Origin of the sequence: Bradyrhizobium hereditatis (assembly GCF_020329435.1) — a bacterium.
Taxonomy (GTDB): Bacteria; Pseudomonadota; Alphaproteobacteria; order Rhizobiales; family Xanthobacteraceae; genus Bradyrhizobium; species Bradyrhizobium hereditatis.
In genome coordinates this window covers 47,482-65,472 of record NZ_JAGKJK010000023.1, presented here as the reverse complement: position 1 = coordinate 65,472, position 17,991 = coordinate 47,482, and the positions used below count along the sequence as shown (strand labels likewise).

Sequence of the window (17,991 nt, the reverse complement as noted above, 5' to 3'; positions counted from 1 at the left end):
GCCGCAGCGAAGCCTGCTGCGGCGTCTGCGCAGCCAACTCATTCGGCCGCCTGCTTGACCGACGCTCGGGCATCGGGATGCTCCTCGTCATCGACCGAACGGCCCCTTCGTGTAAACAGGTTCGAGAGCCGGTCGAGATAGAGATAGACCACCGGCGTCGTGAACAGCGTCAGCGCTTGGCTGACGAGGAGGCCTCCGACCATGGCATAGCCGAGCGGCTGGCGGATTTCCGATCCCGTGCCGGTGCCGAGCATCAGCGGCACGCCGCCGAGCAGCGCCGCCATGGTCGTCATCATGATGGGGCGGAAGCGGAGTAGTGCCGCCTTGCGGATCGCGGCCTCGGGCTCGAGGTTCTCGTCGCGCTCGGCCGTGATGGCGAAGTCGACCATCATGATGCCGTTCTTCTTCACGATGCCGATCAGGAGCACGATGCCGATCAATGCGATCAGACTGAAGTCGAACCCGAACAGCATCAGGATCGCGAGCGCGCCGACGCCGGCGGACGGCAGCGTTGAAAGAATCGTAATCGGATGGATGTAGCTTTCGTAGAGGATGCCGAGGATCAGGTACACCACGACGAGGGCGGCTAGGATAAGCAGCGGCACTGTGCCAAGCGACTGTTGGAATGCCTGCGCCGTGCCCTGGAAGCTCGAATTGAGCGTCGCCGGCGCGCCCAGTTCGACCATCGCCTTCTGCACGGCATTGGTCGCCTGTCCCAGCGCCACGCCCTGCGCGAGATTGAAGCTGATCGTGATCGCCGGAAACTGGCCCTGATGACTGATCGATAGCGGCCGCACCGGCACGCTGGTCCAGGTGGCAAAGGTCGACAGCGGCACCTGATCGCCGGTCGTGGGCGACTTCACATAGATCTTGTTCAGCGTATCGATGCTGCCCTGCAGCTCGGGCAGCACTTCGAGCACCACTTTGTAGGTGTTAAGCTGAGTGAAGTATTGCGTCACCTGGCGCTGGCCGAACGCGTCGTAGAGCGTGTCGTCGATCAGCTGCGGCTGGATACCGTAACGCGCGGCGGTGTCGCGGTTGATCTTGAGCTCCAGCGTGGTGCCATTGGTCTGCTGGTCGGTGGCGACATCGCGAAGTTCGGGCAGCGTCTGCATCTTCGCCAGGATCTTCGGCGCCCACTCGTTCAATTCGGCTAGATCGGCATCCTGCAGCGTGAACTCGAACTGTGTGCGCGTCGGCCGGCCGCCGAGCCGCACGTCCTGCGCCGCCTGCATATAGAGGCGGGCGCCCTCGACCTTCTCAAGCTGCGGCCGCAGGCGCGCGATGATCTGCTGCGCGGAAGCCTTGCGCTCGTCGCGCGGCTTTAGTGTGATGAAGAGATTGCCGTTGTTCCCGGCGCGGCCGCTGCCACCGATCACCATCGCGACCGTCGCCACGTCGGGGTCGGCCTGCACGATCTTTCCGAGTTCTTCCTGACGCCGTTTCATCTCGGCAAAGGAGATGTCCTGACCGGCCTCCGAGGTGGCCGTGATCAGGCCGTTGTCCTGCTGCGGGAAGAACCCCTTGGGAATGATCATGAACAGGTAGACCGATAATCCCAAGGTGGCGAAGAAGATCATCAGCGTTGTGAGCTTCCAGCGCAGCGCCAGATCGAGACCGCGCTCGTAGACGCGCAGCATCGCGTCGAAACCGCGCTCGCTCCATTGATAAAGCCGGCCATGCCTGGTTTCTCCGTGCGCGCGAAGGAAGCGCGAAGCCATCATCGGCGTCAGCGTCAGAGATACGACCATCGATACGAAAATGGTCATCGCGAGCACCACCGCGAATTCGCGGAACAGCCGCCCGATGATGCCGCCCATCAGCAATAGCGGGATCAGCACCGCGATCAGCGAGATGCTGATCGATACGATGGTGAAGCCGATTTCTCTGGCGCCCTTGAAGGCGGCGGCCATCGGCTTCTCGCCTTCCTCGACATAGCGCGTGATATTTTCCAGCATCACGATGGCGTCGTCGACCACGAAGCCGACGGCGATGGTGAGCGCCATCAGCGACAGATTGTCGAGCGAATAGTCGCACAACCACATCAGCGCGCACGCGCCGAGCAGCGCAAGTGGCACCGTCACCGCCGGGATTACGGTCGCCCAGAAGTTGCGCAGGAAGATGAAGATCACCATCACGACCAGCGCGATCGTGAGCAGCATGGTGAATTGCACGTCCTCGACCGCGGCGCGGATGGTCGTGGTGCGATCACTCATCACCTCGACCTTGACGGTCGGCGGGATTGCCGTGACCAGCCGCGGCAGCGTCGCCTTGATCTTGTCGACGGTCTCGATGACGTTGGCGCCAGGCTGCTTGAACACCACCAGGAACACGCCGCGCTTGCCATTGGCCCAGGCCGCCTGCTTGGCGTCCTCCGGGCCGGTGACGGCTTGGCCGATATCTCTGATACGCAAGGGGCCGCCGTTGCGATAGGCAATGATGACGTCGTTCCAGTCCTTGGAATCAGGCAACTGGTCATTGGCGTAAATGGTGTAGGCGCGGCGCTCGCCATCGATGTTGCCCTTGGGGCTGTCAACGGTCGTGATCGCGATCTGGCTGCGCACGTCCTCCAGCGACAGGCCCTTGGCCACGAGTTTCGCCGGGTCGATCTGAATACGGATCGCCGGCTTCTGCTGGCCGCCAATGATGACCTGGGCGACGCCTGAGATCTGGCTGATCTGCTGCGCGAGCTGGGCGTCTACGGCGTCACTGACTGACGTAAGCGGCAGCGTGTCCGAAGTCGCCGACAGGATCAGGATCGGCGAGTCCGCGGGGTTGACCTTGCGATAGATTGGGGGCGAGGGGAGATTTTTCGGCAATTGGCCGCTGGCGGCATTGATCGCGGCCTGCACATCGTTGGCGGCGGCGTCGATCGAGCGGTTGAGATCGAACTGGATGTTGACTGCGGTCGTGCCGAGATAGCTCGTAGACGTCATCTGCGCGACGCCTGGAATCTGCGCGAATTGGCGCTCAAGCGGCTGCGCCACCGACGAGGCCATGGTTTCCGGGCTGCCGCCCGGCAGGTTGGCGGTGACCTGGATGGTCGGAAAGTCGACTTGCGGCAGAGGCGCAACCGGCAGCAGGGGATAGGCGACGAGGCCGACGAACATGATGCCGGCCATCATCAGCGAGGTGCCGATCGGATAGCGAATGAAGGGTGCGGAAATTCCCCCGCTCATTCGCTGGCCTTTGCCTGCGCCTGATCCGAGCTGGCGACCGCCGTCGTCACCAGCGTGCCCGGCTGAACCTTGTACTGGCCTGCCGAGATCACCTGCTCGCCGGGCGCCAGCCCTTCATCGACCACCGAGCGGCCGTCGATCGAGCGCGTCACCTTGATTTTGCGGAGTTCAGCCTTGTTCTCCTTGTTGACCGTGTATGCGTAAAGACCATTCGGTCCATGCTGGACGGCGTCGTCGGGAATGACGGTCGCGTCCTTCAGCGTCGCAACGAGCAGCCGGGTTGAAACCGACTGGCCCGGCCATAGTGCGCGATCCTTGTTGTCGAATACGGCCTTGAGTCTGACGGTGCCGCTCGACGTGTCGACTTGGTTATTGATCAGCGAAAGCGTGCCGGTGGAGAGCACGCGTTTGCCGTCGGTGGAAAGCGCGATGGTCTTGGGAGAGCCTGCGGCCAGCGCCGCTTTGATCTCGGGCAACTGGTCTTCCGGCGCGGTGAAGATCACTGCGATCGGCTCGATCTGGGCGATGGTCACGATACCGGTCTGCGTCGCGGCGTTGACGATGTTGCCGACATCGACCTGGCGGATGCCGACCACACCGGAGATCGGCGCCTTGATGGTAGCGTAATCGAGCTGCGTCTGCGCATTGGCAATTGCGGCGTCGTCGCCGGCCACCTGCGCCGCCAATTGCGCGACCAAAGCACGCTGAGTATCCGTTTGCTGGCGGGTCGCGAACTCACCGAGCCGAGTGGAGCGCTGCAGGTCGAGGTTGGCATTGGCGAGATTGGCTTGGTCCTGCGCCTTCTTGGCCTTGGCCTGATCGAGTGCAGCCTGGAACGGCCGTGGATCGATCTCGACCAGAGTGTCGCCTTCCTTGACGACCTGGCCCTCCTGAAACGCGATCCGGTTGATCTGACCGTCGACGCGGCTACGGACGACGACGGTGTTGAAGCCCTGCACGGTGCCGAGACCGGTCAGATAAACCGGGAAATCGGCCTTTTCGACCGGGGCAATCCGTACTGGGACGGCAGCACGGACAGGGGCGCGCTTCTGGGTTTCAGTTTGCGCCTGATGATCCTCGCTTCGGAAGCGCTGCCAGCTCAAGTAGCCCAGCGCAGCAATCGCCACGATCAGCAAAGCCCAAAGGATTGTGCGCGGCCTCGGCATGCATGCTCATCGATTGAAGGAGTTCCCCCGGCACTGCCGGTATAACGTCCGCACGCTTATCGAGTACAAACACTAAGGGTTGAGAATCCTAAACAATTGGAAAGGTTTGACGCTGCGGTGGGCATGATTCCGCGCCGCCGAAAAAATCTTGCGTGATCTGTGGCGCGAGTTTTTGTGCAAGGTGAATACGCGGTCGCGGGCGCGCGAAAGACTTGCCTGATCGTTTGCGATTCCTCACCGACCTTCGCGATGAGATCAAAGCTGTCTCTTTAGAACCCTTACAAAGTATTCTTTGGAGCCGTTTCAAACTGCAGATTAGAATCGCTGTGATCTCTGCGGTTTTAACCGGACTATTTGTCCAAGCGCGTTGACCCAAAATCTTTCGCTCGGTACCTACCGCGGGACCGTTCGCAGCATGTCGATTGCTGCGAATTGGTGGCGCCGTTCTCTGGCGCCGAAGTGCAAGGATGCTTTCGGTGCCAGTGCTGGCACGCTGCTCCCGAGCGACTGGGCGCTTCGACGCCCTTGTCGAGAAGAAGATCGACAAGAACTGGATCATGAAACTCAGCGCGAGAAACTCACCGACAAGCTCTATTGCGACGCGCTCCACCGCGGTGCGACGATGTTCGCCGCCGGCGCACCGAGGCGCGATCCCGCTGCAGATCGTTCCGCCGCTAATTAACCGCTACGCGGCCTATGACGGGCACCATTTTGGCCTCCATGTCGACAATGCGGTGAGGGGAGATCGGCTCACTGGCTTGCGGATCCCCGATGAGTACGAGGGCGGCGAGCCGGTGATGGAGGACCTCGCCGGTTCCCACGAACTCAAACTCGCAGCCGGGGACGACGTGCTTTATCCTGCGTCTAGCTTGCATCTGGTCACGCCGGTCGTCCGGTGTATGGGGGTGGCATCTTTTTTCCGGCTGCAGAGCGTGGTACGGGATGCACATGCCCGGAGCCTGATCTTCGATCTCGATACCTCGATTCAGGCCCTGGTAGAGCGGCTGGGACGAGACGACCCCGAAACGGTCAAATTGACCGGTACCTATCACAACCTGATCCGCTACTGGGCCGAAGTATGAAGAACATGCCTCTTTCTCGCGTGATGATTTTTGCGGTGATCTCCGCGCTGGCGATGCTGTCGCTGGCGGCACCGTCCTCGGCCCAGCAGAACACCATCCCTGCAGCGCCATCCTCCCCTGCGGTCCAGCAGGCGCCGGCCGTTTCGCAGGCACCGGTTTCTCCATCCCCGGCAGCACAGGCGGCTGAGCCTTCCGCGCCCTCGGACACGGCTGCCACTCCAGCCGGGCGTGAAGGAAAGCTTTTGAAAGCGGCGGCCGCCGAGCTCAAGGAATTGTCGCCGTGGACTATGTTCATGTCGGCCGACGTGGTGGTCAAGGCGGTCATGGTCGGCCTTGCCTTTGCGTCGCTGGTGACTTGGACCATCTTCATCGCCAAGATGATCGAGCTGGCCGTGGTGCAGCGCAAGGTGCGCTCGGCGCTGGCCAAGATCGCCGACGCACGGTCGCTGGCGGAAGCGCAATTCGCGCTGGGTGCCAAGGGTAGCGTGCTGGCGTCCTTCCTGGCGGCGGCGATGCGCGAGGCGCGGCTGTCGGCGGGCATATCGAGCGATGCCGGTATCAAGGAGCGCGCTGCGTCAAGCTTTGCGGAAATCGTGCGCGCCGAGGCGCGGCGGATCAGGCTCGGCATGGGCCTTCTGGCAACCATCGGCGCGACATCGCCCTTCGTCGGCCTGTTCGGCACGGTCTGGGGCATCATGAACAGCTTTATCGGCATTTCGAAATCGCAGACCACGAACCTCGCCGTGGTGGCGCCCGGCATCGCAGAGGCGCTGCTCGCGACCGCGATCGGCCTGGTCGCTGCGATCCCTGCCGTCATCATCTACAATCACTTTTCACGGGTGACCAAAGGCTACATGGAGCTGGTCAGCCGTGCGTCGGGCGCCGCGGGGCGGCTGTTGTCGCGCGATCTCGACCGTACCCATGTCATCAGCGGCGCGCATGCGCGCACAGCGGCGGAGTAGGCGATGGGCGCCTCGATCGCAGAACATGACCACGACGACGACAGCGATTTCGCGGAATCGCACGAGATCAACGTCACGCCATTCATCGACGTCATTCTGGTTCTCCTGATCATCTTCATGGTGGCGGCGCCGCTCTCGACGGTCGACCTGCCGATCGATCTGCCGACATCGACCGCCACCCCGCAGAAGAAGCCGGACAAGCCGACCTATGTGAGCATCAAGCCGGATCTCTCGGTTGCGATCGGGGAGGACATGGTCAAGCGCGTCGATCTGGTGCGCTCGCTCGATGCGATGCCGGACGCCAGCAAGGAGCGTTACATCTTCTTGCGTGCCGACCGCGCCGTACCCTATGGCGAGTTGATGAACGTGCTCGAAATCCTGCGCGCCGGCGGCTATTCCAAGCTCAAGCTGGTTGCGCTCGAAGGCGTTCCCGAAGCAGCGGCGGCGCAAGCTGCGCCGGCAAAACCTTGACCGGGCTCGATGACCAAAAACCCTCCCGGCGGCTCTGGATTACAGCCGCGGTGATCGCGTTCGCGCTCCACGTCGGCGGCGCAGCGCTGGCGATTGCGCATTTGCAGACCGTAGAGGCCGATGACGCCCTCGGCGCGACGGCGATCGAGGTCGGGCTCGAAATGGCCGCCGTGCGCCGCGAGGTGACCGACCTGCCGCCGGGGCCGGACACCGATGCTGCCGCGCACTCGCCGCCGCTTCCAGAGCAGAATGCGGAGGCGAAGGAAACCGATCTGCCGCAGGACAAGCCGACCGAGCCCGAAGAGGCCGATCGGGTGGTGACGGAGACCGAGTCCAAGAAACCGAAAGAGGACGACCCGAAGATCGCGGCGGTGCAGACGCAGGCGTCCCCCGAGTCGGTCGCCTCGGAGGCGACCGCGACACCGAGTTCCGAGGAAATGCCGGAAGGGCAACGTTCCGTCGCGCCCGCGATCGGCACCGGTGAGAGCGCGCGGCGTATACGCGCGACATGGCAGAAGGAGCTGGTCGCGCATCTCGACAAGCACAAGCGCTATCCGAAGGAGCGGCAGCAGAAATCCGCCGAGATCCAGGTTCGCTTTACCCTCGACCGCATGGGCCACGTGCTCTCGACCGACATCGAAAAGGGCTCCGGCGATCCGGCCTTTGACGAGGCGGCGCTGGCGATGGTGCGGCGCTCCGATCCAGTGCCGATGCCGCCGCCTGTCATCGCCGACGAAGGCCTGACCTTCACCCTGCCGGTGATTTTCCGCGTCAAGAACAAGAGTGACGCCCGCGCTTCCCGCTAGATCGGATAGTGCTGCGGTCCCGTCTCGATGGTGATCCAGCGCAGCTCGGTGAACTCGGCGATACCCGCCTTGCCGCCGAAGCGCCCATAGCCTGAAGCCTTGACGCCGCCGAACGGCATTTGCGCCTCGTCGTGAACGGTGGGCCCGTTGACGTGGCAGATACCGGAATCGATGCGCTTGGCGACCTCCAACGCACGGGGGATGTCGCGGCTGAACACAGCGGCCGACAGCCCATATTCCGTGTCATTGGCGACCCGAACGGCTTCATCCACGCCGTTGACGCGCACGACGCAGACCACCGGGCCGAACGACTCCTCGCCATAGATGCGCATCGACGAGTTGACGCCGTCGATCACGGTTGCCGACATCAGCGTGCCCTCGCTGCGTCCGCCTGCAACCACCTTGGCGCCCTTGCTGACGGCATCGTTGATCAGGGCCTGGATGCGCGCCGCGGCATCAGTGCCGATCAAGGATCCAAGCGGCGCATTGCCCTTGCGGGGATCGCCGGCGACCAGCGATCCTGCTTTTGCCGCGAGCTTGGTCACGAAGGCGTCGGCGATCTTCTCGTCGACGACGAGACGCTCGGTCGACATGCAGATCTGCCCCTGGTTCATGAAGGCGCCGAAGGCCGCAGCGGCAACCGCCGCGTCGATATCGGCATCGTCGAGCACGATCATCGGCGCCTTGCCGCCGAGTTCGAGCAGGGCGGGCTTCAGATATTTCGCCGCCACCTGCGCGATGATGCGACCCACGCGCGTTGAGCCCGTGAAATTGACCCGGCGTACCGCGGGATGGCCGATCAGCGTCTCGATCAGGGCAGGGGCGTCTTCCGGCGCGTTGGTGATGACGTTGAGTACGCCCGGCGGCAACCCGGCGTCGCGCAGGCATTCGGCAATCATCCGATGGGTGCCCGGGCAGATTTCGGAGGCCTTCAGCACGACGGTGTTGCCGCAGGCGAGCGGCAGCGCGATCGCGCGCACGCCGAGAATGACCGGTGCATTCCACGGCGCCATGCTCAGCACCACGCCTGCCGGCTGGCGCACCGCCATCGCGATGCAGCCCGGCTTATCGGATGGAATGACTTCGCCCGAGATCTGCGTGGTCATCGCCGCCGCCTCGCGCAGCATGCCGGCGGCGAGATGAACGTTGAACCCGGCCCAGCCGGCTGTCGCCCCAGTTTCGGCCGCCATCAGCTCAACGAATTGCGACGTCTTCGACGCCAGTAAGTCGGCGGCCTTGAGCAGGATCGCACGGCGGGCGCTAGGGCCGGTGGCAGACCATGCCGGGAAGGCAGCAGCGGCGGTATCGGCCGCGCGCTTGGCGTCCGCGAGCTGGGCCGCCGCGGCGCGGCTGGCGAGATCGCCGGTGACTGGATTGAGGCGATCGAACGTCGCGCCGTTCGACGCCGGGACATCCTTGCTCTCGAGCAGCAGCGAGATTTCGTACATGGTTCTCTCCTTCGGCTGTGCGTTACGATGATGGTGTGGCGGCCGGTGCGCCGCCGAGATAGGCGCGCTGGACGGCGGGATCGGATTTCAGCTGATCGGCCGTGCCGTGGCCGACGATGATGCCGTTTTCGAGCACATAGCCGCGGTCGGCGATGCGCAGACTCTCCTGCGCGTTCTGCTCGACGAGCAGCAAGCCGACGCCGGCTTCGCGCACCCGTCTCAGCGTGGCGAACAGCTCCTGCACCATCGCTGGCGAGAGCCCGAGCGACGGTTCATCGAGCAGCAAGATGTCCGGATTGGACATTAACGCACGGCCAATGGCGAGCATCTGCTGTTCGCCGCCGCTCATGGTGCGCGCGATCTGGGCGGCGCGTTCGCGCAGACGCGGAAAAAGTTCGAGCACCTGCTCGCGCCGCGCTGCTTCGCCGTCGCGCGCGCGCTTCGGATTGGCACCGAGCAGGAGATTTTCCTTCACCGTGAGGTCGCCGAAGATGCCGCGCCCCTCGGGCACCAGTGCCAGTCCGTTCTCGACGATGTCGTGCGCGGCGAGCGCGGAGATATCGCGGCCGCCAAGGCGCACCTGCTTGCCCGGAAGTGTACGCACCACGCCGGCGATGGCCTTCAGCAGCGAGGTCTTGCCGGCGCCGTTGGCGCCGAGGATCGTGACGATCTCGCCGCGCCCGACGTTGAGGGCGACACCGTCGAGTGCGCGGTGGAGGCCGTAAGTTAGGCTGAGATTTGCGACCTCAAGCATCGGCGGCCACTCCGCCGAGATAGGCCTTGACCACCGCCGCATCGCTCAGCACGTCCGCGGTCAAGCCTTCGGCGATCTTGCGGCCGCTGCTCATGACGATGCAGCGGTCGCACAGCGCGCGAACCGCGCTCATCACATGCTCGACCAGCACGATGGTGATGCCGTCTGCCCGCAGTGATCGGATCAGGTCGATGCCGATTGCAAGCTCGGATGGATTGAGCCCGGCGAGCCATTCGTCGAGCAGCAGCAGCCGTGGCTTGGCGGCAAGGGCGCGGGCGAGCTCCAGCCGCTTGCGGTCGATATAGGTGAGATCGGCCGCCGGCCGCTGGTCATGGCCGGCAAGGCCGACGCGCGCGAGTAGGGCGCCGATCCGAAGCTCGGCCTCGGCGGCGGTCAAGTGAGGTTTCTGAAACGCCAGCCCCGCCCTGATGTTCTCGCGGCAGTCCATGCCATCGAGCACGCGGACGAGTTGGAACGTTCGCGCCAGGCCAAGCCGCGCGATCCGGTACGAGGCAAGGCCCGCGATATCCTGGCCCATCAGGCGGATAGTGCCGGCATCGGGACGCAGCACGCCAGACATCAGGTTGAGCGCCGTCGTTTTGCCGGAGCCGTTGGGGCCGAGCAGGCCCATGATTTCGCCCAGGGCGACTTCGAAGCCAAGATCGTTGACCGCGACGAGCCCGCCGAACGCGCGCCGTAGTCCGTTGACCGCCAGCACTGGTGTCCCGCCGTCGGAGCTCATGCGGTCACCCGTTGCGTGGTTTTGGCTGATGGCGCCGATCGCCTCTCGAACAAGCCCGCCACACCCCGCGGCAGCATGTAGACGATCACAAGGAAGATGCAGCCGAGGATGATCGTGAATGTGTTCGGAAAGCGCGCGCTCAGGAGCTCGAACAAGAGGGTGAGCGGGATGGCGCCAAGCACCGGCCCCCACAGCCGGTGCGCGCCGCCGAGCAGCGCCATGATCAGCACCTGAAACGAGATCATCGAATTGAAGGCGATCGACGGTTCGATATAGGTCCAGCGCGGCGCCATGATCGCGCCGACCAGCGTCATGATCGTGGCGCTGATCGTAAACAGCGCGACCTTGGCGAAGGTGGTGTTGATCCCGCAATGTTTTGCGACGGTCTCGTCTTCGCCGATCACCCGTAGCGCAAAGCCGAGCCGCGAGCGCGCGATCAGCCAGCCAAGCAGGAACACCGCGGCGGTCAGCGCCAGCAACTGCCAGTAAATATCGGCTTGGGTGATGTTGACGAAGACATAGCGGCCGAGCACGCGCGACTTGTTGACCTCGAACCAGACCACGAGTTGGCGGATCAGTTCGGTCAATCCAAACGTGAAGATGACGAAGTAGACGCCGCTCAGGCGCAGCGTCGATAGTCCGACGACGCCTGCCACCATGGCGCCGAGCGCCGCGGCGATCAGCAGCACGAGCGGCCAGGGCAATATCTCGCCAAGCACGGCCACGGTATAAGCGCCGACGCCGAAGAAGGCGGTCGTTGCCAGCGAAACGTAGCGCGTCGGGCCCGAAAACATTCCCCAGGCGGTCGCCAGCACCGTGTACTGCAGCAGGCTGATGGAAAGCGCGAGATAATAGGCGTTGCCAAGACGCGGCACGAATGCCAGCAGCGCGATCGCTGCCAGCGCCAGAGAACCGATACCGGCAATACGCGCGCTCATCGCGTCGCCCTGCCAAACAGGCCGGCCGGCTTCACCAGCAGCACGGCGAGAAACAGCGCGAAGTTGACGGCCAGCGTGAGGCCGGGATCGACATAGGAGGCGACCAGCGCCTCGCTGAGGCCAAGAGCAAGGCCCGCGACCAGGCAGCCCAGCATGTTACCGACGCCGCCCATCACGACCACGATCAGAGCCTTCATGGTGAAGACCACGCCGGATGACGCGCTGAAGGTGAGGAATGTGCTGACCAGCACGCCCGCCGCGGCCACCAGCGCGCCACCTAGTGCAAAGGTCAGGGCGGAAGCTTGCGGAACGTTGATGGCGACGAGCTGGGCGGCAAAGGGATCGACGGCGACGGCGCGAACCGCCGTGCCGGCCCGGGTTCGTGTCAGCGCCAGATAGAGCGCGAGGCCGAGCAGGATGGTGATCCCGAGCGCGGCGAGCCGGTTGGCCGCCACCGTCTCGCCGAGGAACTGCACCGGAAAGGCGAGGAAGGAATAGCTGTAGTAGGCGCCGCCGAACAGCGCGAGCATCGAGCCTTGAATCACGAAGGTGAGCCCGAAGGTCGCGAGAATGCTGTCGACCTCGAGCGCGTCGCGGTTCGGCGCGCGACGCACCAGCGGTGTCAGCAGCAATTTATAGATCGCAAAGTTCAGCACGAAGGCGAGGGGGACGACCAACACCAGCCCGACAAACGGACTGACCGCCCAGCCCGTGAACAGCCAGTGCGATGCAAAGGCGGCGGCGATCAGGAACTCGCCGTAAGAGAGATTCATGATGCGCGCAACGCCGTACTGGAGCGTGAGCCCCATGGCGATGAGCGCATACATGCCGCCCAGCATCAGGCCGGTCAGAATGGCGTTGGTCATGGCGTGGCCGGCCGTCTCGCTAACGTGATGTTAGGGCGCCACCCACGCCGGCTTCGGCACGATCGCGGTGCGCGCACCTTCGTTCTTCGCCGGAGCGATGCCGTAGAACTCACCGTCCTGCCACTGGCCGACCCACCAGTAGCGGGTCGGCATGTTGTTCTCGAGCTTGACCTTGCCGATCACGGTGTCGAACGTGCCGGTCTGCAGGTCCTTGATGACGGCGGCGCGGTCGACCTTGCCGACGCGTTCGATCGCCTGTTGCAGCATCTGCAGGCTGGCATAGGTAACCGCGCTCGCCCAGCGATCCGGCTCGGCGCCGTTGGCGGCGGAGGCCTTGTGGCGGGCGAGGTAGTCCTTGATCGCCGGGCTGTCGCCGCTCCAGCCGCCGATGCCCATGACGCCTTCGGTGTTCTTGCCGAACTTCTGCTTGTAGAGCGGGAAGGCGGTGCCGACGCCGGTATAGAACACTTTCGGATTGAAGCCGGCGATCCGTGATTGCTCGGTCAGCGCCAGCGTATCCGGCGGATAGCTGAACGCGATGAAGACGTCAGGATTGAGCGCCTTGATCTCATTGACGATCGGCGCGAGGTCCTGCGTGCCGATTGGATAGCTCTTGTCGTAGGCGAGCTTGAATTTCGCGTTGGTGAGCGCCGGCCGCGCCGCGGTCGACAGGTCGATGCCGAAGCCGTCGGCAATGCTGACCATCGCTACGGTATCGCCGATCTTCTTTTCGTCGCGCAGCTTGGATAGCAGGTCGACCAGCGTCTTGGCGGCATCGCCGCTGGTGCCGAGCAGCCAGAAACTGTTCGGCCAGCGCTTGGCGAGTTCGGGCGCGCGGTCGGTGACGGCGGTCGCGGCGAGGTGCGGATAGCCTTCGCGGTTGAGCGTCGGGCCGACGGCGAGATTGAGGCCGGTGCCCCATGGCGGCAGGATGAAATCGACCTTGTCCTGGTTGATCAGCCGCTCGAGCGCGCGCACCGCCTCTTCGGCGTTGGAGCGGTCGTCATACTGCACGACCTCGATCGGGACGCGCTTGTCGCCGAGCTTGATGCCCCCGCCGGCGTTCACTTCCTTCACCCACAATTCGTAGTTGGGAATCGTGGTGACGGCCGCGCCGCCGGTATTGGGGCCGGTGCGCGAGATCGCATAGCCGATTTTGATCGAGGTCTGCGCTTCCGCGGCGGCGGACAGGCCCAGCGTGGCGACGCAGGTGGCGGCCGCCAGCAGGGCGACGCGCCGCGTCAGAAATGTCGTCATGTTCTCCTCCCCAGGTGTTTCGATTGGCGCCATTGGCTGGCGCTCGTGATCGCCTTGACGTTAGGGGAGGTCCTGGGCGGCTTGGAATTGGACGAAACCGGGGAAAGATTGTACTTTTCTGGTGAAGGCCCCGGTTTACTGGCGGCGGATTGTCTCAGGAGGCGGGGTCATGTCGGCATTATCGGGCCTGAACGGACTGCCGGTCGGTATCGCGCTGGCGGTGCGTGCGGAGGCATTTTCGGCTGCCTTGGCCGCCCGATCGTGGGTGATCCGCCAGAAGTCCGAGCGGCGGGCGCATCTGTTGCTGCTGCAATCGGATCGCGGCCGTGCGTCATGGCAGGGGACCGGCGTTGCGCTCGACGCGCCGAGCTTGCTTTGGCTGCCGGGCGGTATCGATGCGACGGTGGAAGTGGGCCCGGGCGCGCAAGGATTTCTGCTGTCGGTCGAGGATGATTTCCTGATCAAGATCGTTGCCGGCAATGCCGAGGCGCTGCATCTGCGCAGGACCACCGAGCGCGTCGCGCTGATCGCAGGCGAAGTGCTGCCGCCATATCTGGACACGGTCACTGAATCCTGCCGTGCCATCGTGACTGAGCTACGCATGCCCGGTTTTGGCGGCGCGACGCTGATTTCCTCGCATCTGCTTTTACTGTGCTTGCAGCTCTGGCGGCTTAGCGCCTCGCGCGATGCGCGCGACGAGATGGCCGTGCGTGGCGGCGGTCTGGCGCTGGTTGGTAATTTCCTGCAGATGGTCGAACTGCACTACCGCGACGGCTGGCCGGTCGCGCGCTACGCCAACGCGCTTGGCGTCACCTCCGACAAGCTGCATGCGCATTGCCAGCGCGAGAAGGGTTGCGGCCCGCGCGCGATCATCCACGAGCGCCTGCTGCGCGAAGCCTGCACGCGGCTGCAGCAGCTCGATCTTCCCGTCGAGCAGATCGGATACGGCCTCGGCTTCCGCGATCCCGCCTATTTCAACCGCTTCTTCCGCAAGTATCGCGGCGCGTCGCCGGGAAATTATCGCCGGCAGATCCGGTTGGAGCATGCGCGCAGCGGCCCTTCCTACGCGGCGTGGCCGTGATGAAATTTTATCGCAGAAATTCGCGGCGGGAACGCGTCAGCGCCAGAGCATGCGAATGCTGACGTAAACGATGGCGAGACAGATAAAGATCAGCGCCACGGGCAGCCGAGATCTTGCCGTTGCATCCGGCGCGGTTTGTCTTGGCCGGGCGGGCGGGCGGCGGAATGCGGTGACGTTACTGCTGTCTTTGGTCGGATCGCTCGCACGCGAAGGCAGCTGCGGCGGGTTTCCGCTGCCGCCCATCTCGGAATAGTATCGCTTGTACATCAGCTGAATGGTGGCCTCGGAAGCGTCGGCCTCCGACATGTTCGCGAGCAGCTGCCTGTAGCCTTCGAGAAAGCTCTGCGCCTCGGGGGGCAGGGCGGAAAAGCCGTTCAGCTTGGCTATCATTTTCCAGGTTGCAAAATCTGCCCTCGCGCGGGTATCGGCGCGGCGTGCAATCAACATATCGGCAGCTTTTGTGGCCATGGCCCGGGTCGGTTCTTCCCTGTGTTATTCTATCAGAACTCTAGGCGTTGCCGGTAATGAAGAGAAGCGCGCTGCCAACATAACCGATCAGTGTCCGCAGTATCGCCGAAATAACATCAAGATTTAGGCCGAGCTGCGCGCCGATGACGGGGAGCAGGATCAGAAGGCCGAGCAGGATCAGGATTCCATAGGGTTCCAGCCGCGACAGCGGGTATGCCAGCACCCGCGGCAACAGCCCGACTGCGACCCGGCCGCCGTCCAGCGGCGGGATCGGCATCATGTTGAAGATCGCCAGCACGATATTGATCAAGAAAGCATTTTTTAGGTTGTCCGCCGTCCATTTGGCGGCCTCGGCCGGCACCCAAGGCAGCGCATGGAAGGCTAACGCTGCGATGACAGCCAGAATGATGTTGGTGGCGGGCCCGGCCAGCGCCACCCAGACCATGTCGAGCCGGGGATGGTTCAGGTTTCTGAAATTCACCGGGACCGGCTTGGCATAACCGAACAGGAACGGGGAGTGCGCCAGGAACAGCACGCCCGGCAGAATCACGGTGCCAAAGGGATCGATATGCTTGAAGGGATTGAAGCTGACCCGGCCGAGCTGCCAAGCGGTATCGTCCCCGAGCCGGTATGCCACGAAGCCGTGGGCGGCCTCGTGAAAGGTGATGGCGATGAGGATGGGGAAAATCCAGACCGAAATGTCGTACAGCGAGATGTTCAAACGATCCGCCCCCGGTTGCGCTTCGAGGCCTGTAGCCTAGCACGCCCGCGTTATTGGGGAACCGTCTCCTGATATTGCGGCAAGCCGTCGTCGAGCCGCACCCAGGACATCTTCTCGGAGACCCAGATGTGCTCGGTCGGTGCAAAGGCGTTGCGATCGTCGAAGGCGGCAAGCGCAACGCCGACCACGGTCCCGTTGGTGCGCCGGGAGAACAGCCGCGTGCCGCAAACCTTGCAAAATACCCGGTCGAGCGCTTCCGATGATGGACAGCGCGCGGTTTCACCCTCGACCGAAAGTGAGCGCTGATCGAATAGTGCCCTAGCAAAGAACGGCGAGCCCATCGCCTTCTGGCAGTTGCGGCAATGGCAGATGCGAACATTGAGCGGCTCGCCCTCGGTCTTGAACCGGACCGCGCCGCAGAGGCATCCGCCTTCCTGGATCATGGCTGCCTCAATAGGTCGCCCGGCCGCCGGAAATGTCGAACACCGCGCCGGTGGAGAACGCGCAATCTTCCGACGCCAGCCACGCCACCATCGCGGCGAGTTCTTCCACCAGAACAAAACGGCCCTTCGGAATCTTCGACAGCATGAAATCGATGTGCTGCTGCGTGAGCTGGTCGAAGATCGCGGTCTTCGCCGCGGCAGGCGTCACCGCATTAACCAGGATGTCGTGCTGGGCGAGTTCCTTGCCGAGCGATTTGGTCAGCGCGATCAGGCCGGCCTTGGAGGCCGAATAATGCGCGGCATTCGGGTTGCCTTCCTTGCCGGCGATCGAGGCGATGTTGACGATACGGCCGTACTTCTGGGCGATCATCGCCGGCACCACCGCCTTGCAGCAGATGAAGGGACCGTCGAGATTGATGCGCAGCACCTTGCGCCATTCCTCGAGATCGGTTTCCCACACGGTAGCGTTAACGCCGGCGATGCCGGCATTGTTGACGAGGATGTCGATCTTGCCGAGCGCCTTCAGCGTTTCATCACGGGTCTTCTCGACAGCACCGAGATCGGACACGTTGACCTTGAAGGCGGTGACGGCCGGGCCGATTTCCCTGGCGGTCTTTTCCGCCAGCGGCAGGTCGAAATCCCAGATCGCGACCTTCGCGCCGGAGGCGACGAAGCGCTCGGTGATCGCGCGGCCAAAACCCTGGGCCCCGCCGGTGACGACGGCGCTGCGGCCGTTCAGATCGATCTTGTTCATGTTGGAAGCCTTTTGCGTGGACGTTAGAGCATGTAGCCGCCATCGACGACGAGGTCGACGCCGGTGGTGAACGCGGCTTCGTCGCTCGCAAGATAGACCGCCATGGCCGCGATTTCCTCTGCGGTGCCCAGCCGCCCCATCTTCTGGCGGGCGATGAACATCTCTTTGCCCTGCGGGCCGACAGCCGCGGCGCGCTCAAGCATCGAGGGTGTCTCCACGGTACCGGGGCAGATGCTGTTGCAGCGGATGCCCTGGGTAATAAAGTCGAGCGCAATCGCGCGCGTGAGCAGCGAAACCGCCGCCTTGGATGCACTGTAGACATAACGGTTGGCCGGTGGCCTCAATGCCGCACAAGACGAGATGTTGACGATGCTGCCGCCTCCACCCGCCAGCATCGCCGGCAGAAATGCCTTGATGGTCCGGTGCATGGATTTGACGTTGAGGTCGAACGAGAAGTCCCAGTCCTCCTCCGAACAGTCCAGGATGGTTCCGTGATGTACGAAGCCTGCTGCATTGAGCAAGATATCGATCTTTCCAACGCGCTTGGCGAAGGCGTCGACCTCGGCGGTGCTACGAACGTCGAGCCGTGCCGTCTCGGCAACGCCTTCCTTGCCCAGGGTGGCGATGCCGTTTTCATTGATGTCGGTAGCGATCACCGTGGCGCCTTCGCGCGCGAATGCTACTGCACATGCTCGCCCAATGCCCGCCGCTGCGGCAGTGACAACAGCGCGTTTTCCCTTAAGTCGATCTGACATGTTTTTCTTTCCTTTTTTCTTCGTCATTGCGAGGGGCGATAGCGACGAAGCAATCCATGTTCCCTGCGCGGAGGCATGGATTGCTTCGCTGCGCTCGC

At 63.7% G+C, this 17,991-nt stretch carries 17 protein-coding genes and 1 pseudogene; 5 read left to right on the top strand and 13 right to left on the bottom strand.

The genetic code is table 11. From position 1 onward, the window contains the following. Positions 1-38 precede the first annotated feature (38 nt). Positions 39-3,179: a multidrug efflux RND transporter permease subunit gene (locus J6524_RS33700; protein WP_225678212.1), complete on the bottom strand. Its 3,141-nt coding sequence runs from the start codon at positions 3,177-3,179 to the stop codon at positions 39-41. Further along, the gene (locus J6524_RS33695) at positions 3,176-4,345 is read right to left on the bottom strand and encodes an efflux RND transporter periplasmic adaptor subunit (RefSeq protein WP_225678211.1); all 1,170 of its coding nucleotides are present in this window, start codon (positions 4,343-4,345) and stop codon (positions 3,176-3,178) included. Before J6524_RS33695 ends, J6524_RS33700 begins: the two co-directional genes overlap by 4 nt. A gap of 644 nt (positions 4,346-4,989) precedes the next feature. Here J6524_RS33695 and J6524_RS33690 point away from each other — a divergent pair. The 4 genes and pseudogenes from J6524_RS33690 to J6524_RS33675 form a co-directional block, all read left to right on the top strand. Then, positions 4,990-5,427: pseudogene (locus J6524_RS33690) on the top strand (2OG-Fe(II) oxygenase family protein); the annotation flags it as partial. Then, positions 5,424-6,389 (top strand): tonB-system energizer ExbB, encoded by a 966-nt coding sequence (exbB, locus tag J6524_RS33685; RefSeq protein WP_376712112.1) that lies wholly within the window; start codon positions 5,424-5,426, stop codon positions 6,387-6,389. The pseudogene J6524_RS33690 and the gene exbB, both read left to right, overlap by 4 nt. Before the next feature lie 3 nt (positions 6,390-6,392). Continuing rightward, positions 6,393-6,860: a TonB system transport protein ExbD gene (gene exbD, locus J6524_RS33680; RefSeq protein ID WP_057855220.1), complete on the top strand. Its 468-nt coding sequence runs from the start codon at positions 6,393-6,395 to the stop codon at positions 6,858-6,860. After that, positions 6,857-7,666, top strand: a complete 810-nt coding sequence (locus J6524_RS33675) for an energy transducer TonB (protein WP_225678209.1) — start codon at positions 6,857-6,859, stop codon at positions 7,664-7,666. Before exbD ends, J6524_RS33675 begins: the two co-directional genes overlap by 4 nt. Here J6524_RS33675 and J6524_RS33670 read toward each other — a convergent pair. From J6524_RS33670 to J6524_RS33645, 6 genes are read right to left on the bottom strand one after another with little or no spacing between them, the layout of a single operon-like run. Then, the gene (locus J6524_RS33670; RefSeq protein ID WP_225678208.1) at positions 7,663-9,114 is read right to left on the bottom strand and encodes an aldehyde dehydrogenase; all 1,452 of its coding nucleotides are present in this window, start codon (positions 9,112-9,114) and stop codon (positions 7,663-7,665) included. The genes J6524_RS33675 and J6524_RS33670 overlap by 4 nt on opposite strands. A 22-nt stretch (positions 9,115-9,136) precedes the next feature. After that, entirely contained in the window at positions 9,137-9,868 is a 732-nt protein-coding gene (locus J6524_RS33665; RefSeq protein ID WP_225678207.1) for an ABC transporter ATP-binding protein, read from the bottom strand. Further along, positions 9,861-10,610 (bottom strand): ABC transporter ATP-binding protein, encoded by a 750-nt coding sequence (locus J6524_RS33660; RefSeq protein WP_225678206.1) that lies wholly within the window; start codon positions 10,608-10,610, stop codon positions 9,861-9,863. The genes J6524_RS33665 and J6524_RS33660 overlap by 8 nt, the downstream gene beginning before the upstream one ends. Further along, positions 10,607-11,548 carry a branched-chain amino acid ABC transporter permease gene (locus J6524_RS33655; protein WP_225678205.1) on the bottom strand — a complete coding sequence of 314 codons (942 nt, stop codon included), beginning with the start codon at positions 11,546-11,548 and terminating at the stop codon, positions 10,607-10,609. Before J6524_RS33655 ends, J6524_RS33660 begins: the two co-directional genes overlap by 4 nt. Next, positions 11,545-12,414 (bottom strand): branched-chain amino acid ABC transporter permease, encoded by an 870-nt coding sequence (locus tag J6524_RS33650; RefSeq protein ID WP_225678204.1) that lies wholly within the window; start codon positions 12,412-12,414, stop codon positions 11,545-11,547. The genes J6524_RS33655 and J6524_RS33650 overlap by 4 nt, the downstream gene beginning before the upstream one ends. Positions 12,415-12,444: 30 nt before the next feature. Then, the gene (locus J6524_RS33645; protein WP_225678203.1) at positions 12,445-13,671 is read right to left on the bottom strand and encodes an amino acid ABC transporter substrate-binding protein; all 1,227 of its coding nucleotides are present in this window, start codon (positions 13,669-13,671) and stop codon (positions 12,445-12,447) included. Positions 13,672-13,840: 169 nt separating this feature from the next. Between J6524_RS33645 and J6524_RS33640 the strand changes: the two genes are divergently transcribed. Continuing rightward, the gene (locus J6524_RS33640) at positions 13,841-14,752 is read left to right on the top strand and encodes a helix-turn-helix domain-containing protein (protein WP_225678202.1); all 912 of its coding nucleotides are present in this window, start codon (positions 13,841-13,843) and stop codon (positions 14,750-14,752) included. A 36-nt stretch (positions 14,753-14,788) separates the two neighbouring features. On the opposite strand, the gene J6524_RS33635 is transcribed toward J6524_RS33640, so the two are convergent. Genes J6524_RS33635 through J6524_RS33615 form a run of 5 tightly spaced genes read right to left on the bottom strand, consistent with a single transcriptional unit; the run spans position 14,789 to position 17,893 of the window. Continuing rightward, positions 14,789-15,220 carry a hypothetical protein gene (locus J6524_RS33635; RefSeq protein ID WP_225678201.1) on the bottom strand — a complete coding sequence of 144 codons (432 nt, stop codon included), beginning with the start codon at positions 15,218-15,220 and terminating at the stop codon, positions 14,789-14,791. A 40-nt stretch (positions 15,221-15,260) separates the two neighbouring features. Continuing rightward, positions 15,261-15,941, bottom strand: coding sequence for a site-2 protease family protein (locus J6524_RS33630; protein WP_225678200.1), 681 nt, complete (start codon positions 15,939-15,941; stop codon positions 15,261-15,263). 50 nt (positions 15,942-15,991) lie between these two features. Continuing rightward, the gene (locus tag J6524_RS33625) at positions 15,992-16,384 is read right to left on the bottom strand and encodes a GFA family protein (RefSeq protein WP_225678199.1); all 393 of its coding nucleotides are present in this window, start codon (positions 16,382-16,384) and stop codon (positions 15,992-15,994) included. A 7-nt stretch (positions 16,385-16,391) separates the two neighbouring features. After that, entirely contained in the window at positions 16,392-17,138 is a 747-nt protein-coding gene (locus J6524_RS33620; protein WP_225678198.1) for an SDR family NAD(P)-dependent oxidoreductase, read from the bottom strand. 23 nt (positions 17,139-17,161) lie between these two features. Next, the gene (locus J6524_RS33615; RefSeq protein ID WP_225678197.1) at positions 17,162-17,893 is read right to left on the bottom strand and encodes an SDR family oxidoreductase; all 732 of its coding nucleotides are present in this window, start codon (positions 17,891-17,893) and stop codon (positions 17,162-17,164) included. Positions 17,894-17,991: the final 98 nt, after the last annotated feature.

Coding starts and splice junctions, on each gene's coding strand:
- J6524_RS33700 (WP_225678212.1), bottom strand. CDS start 3,179: ATGAGCGGGGGAATTTCCGCACCCTTCATTCGCTATCCGATCGGCACC.
- J6524_RS33695 (WP_225678211.1), bottom strand. CDS start 4,345: ATGCCGAGGCCGCGCACAATCCTTTGGGCTTTGCTGATCGTGGCGATT.
- exbB (WP_376712112.1), top strand. CDS start 5,424: ATGAAGAACATGCCTCTTTCTCGCGTGATGATTTTTGCGGTGATCTCC.
- exbD (WP_057855220.1), top strand. CDS start 6,393: ATGGGCGCCTCGATCGCAGAACATGACCACGACGACGACAGCGATTTC.
- J6524_RS33670 (WP_225678208.1), bottom strand. CDS start 9,114: ATGTACGAAATCTCGCTGCTGCTCGAGAGCAAGGATGTCCCGGCGTCG.
- J6524_RS33665 (WP_225678207.1), bottom strand. CDS start 9,868: ATGCTTGAGGTCGCAAATCTCAGCCTAACTTACGGCCTCCACCGCGCA.
- J6524_RS33660 (WP_225678206.1), bottom strand. CDS start 10,610: ATGAGCTCCGACGGCGGGACACCAGTGCTGGCGGTCAACGGACTACGG.
- J6524_RS33655 (WP_225678205.1), bottom strand. CDS start 11,548: ATGAGCGCGCGTATTGCCGGTATCGGTTCTCTGGCGCTGGCAGCGATC.
- J6524_RS33650 (WP_225678204.1), bottom strand. CDS start 12,414: ATGACCAACGCCATTCTGACCGGCCTGATGCTGGGCGGCATGTATGCG.
- J6524_RS33645 (WP_225678203.1), bottom strand. CDS start 13,671: ATGACGACATTTCTGACGCGGCGCGTCGCCCTGCTGGCGGCCGCCACC.
- J6524_RS33640 (WP_225678202.1), top strand. CDS start 13,841: ATGTCGGCATTATCGGGCCTGAACGGACTGCCGGTCGGTATCGCGCTG.
- J6524_RS33635 (WP_225678201.1), bottom strand. CDS start 15,220: ATGGCCACAAAAGCTGCCGATATGTTGATTGCACGCCGCGCCGATACC.
- J6524_RS33625 (WP_225678199.1), bottom strand. CDS start 16,384: ATGATCCAGGAAGGCGGATGCCTCTGCGGCGCGGTCCGGTTCAAGACC.
- J6524_RS33620 (WP_225678198.1), bottom strand. CDS start 17,138: ATGAACAAGATCGATCTGAACGGCCGCAGCGCCGTCGTCACCGGCGGG.
- J6524_RS33615 (WP_225678197.1), bottom strand. CDS start 17,893: ATGTCAGATCGACTTAAGGGAAAACGCGCTGTTGTCACTGCCGCAGCG.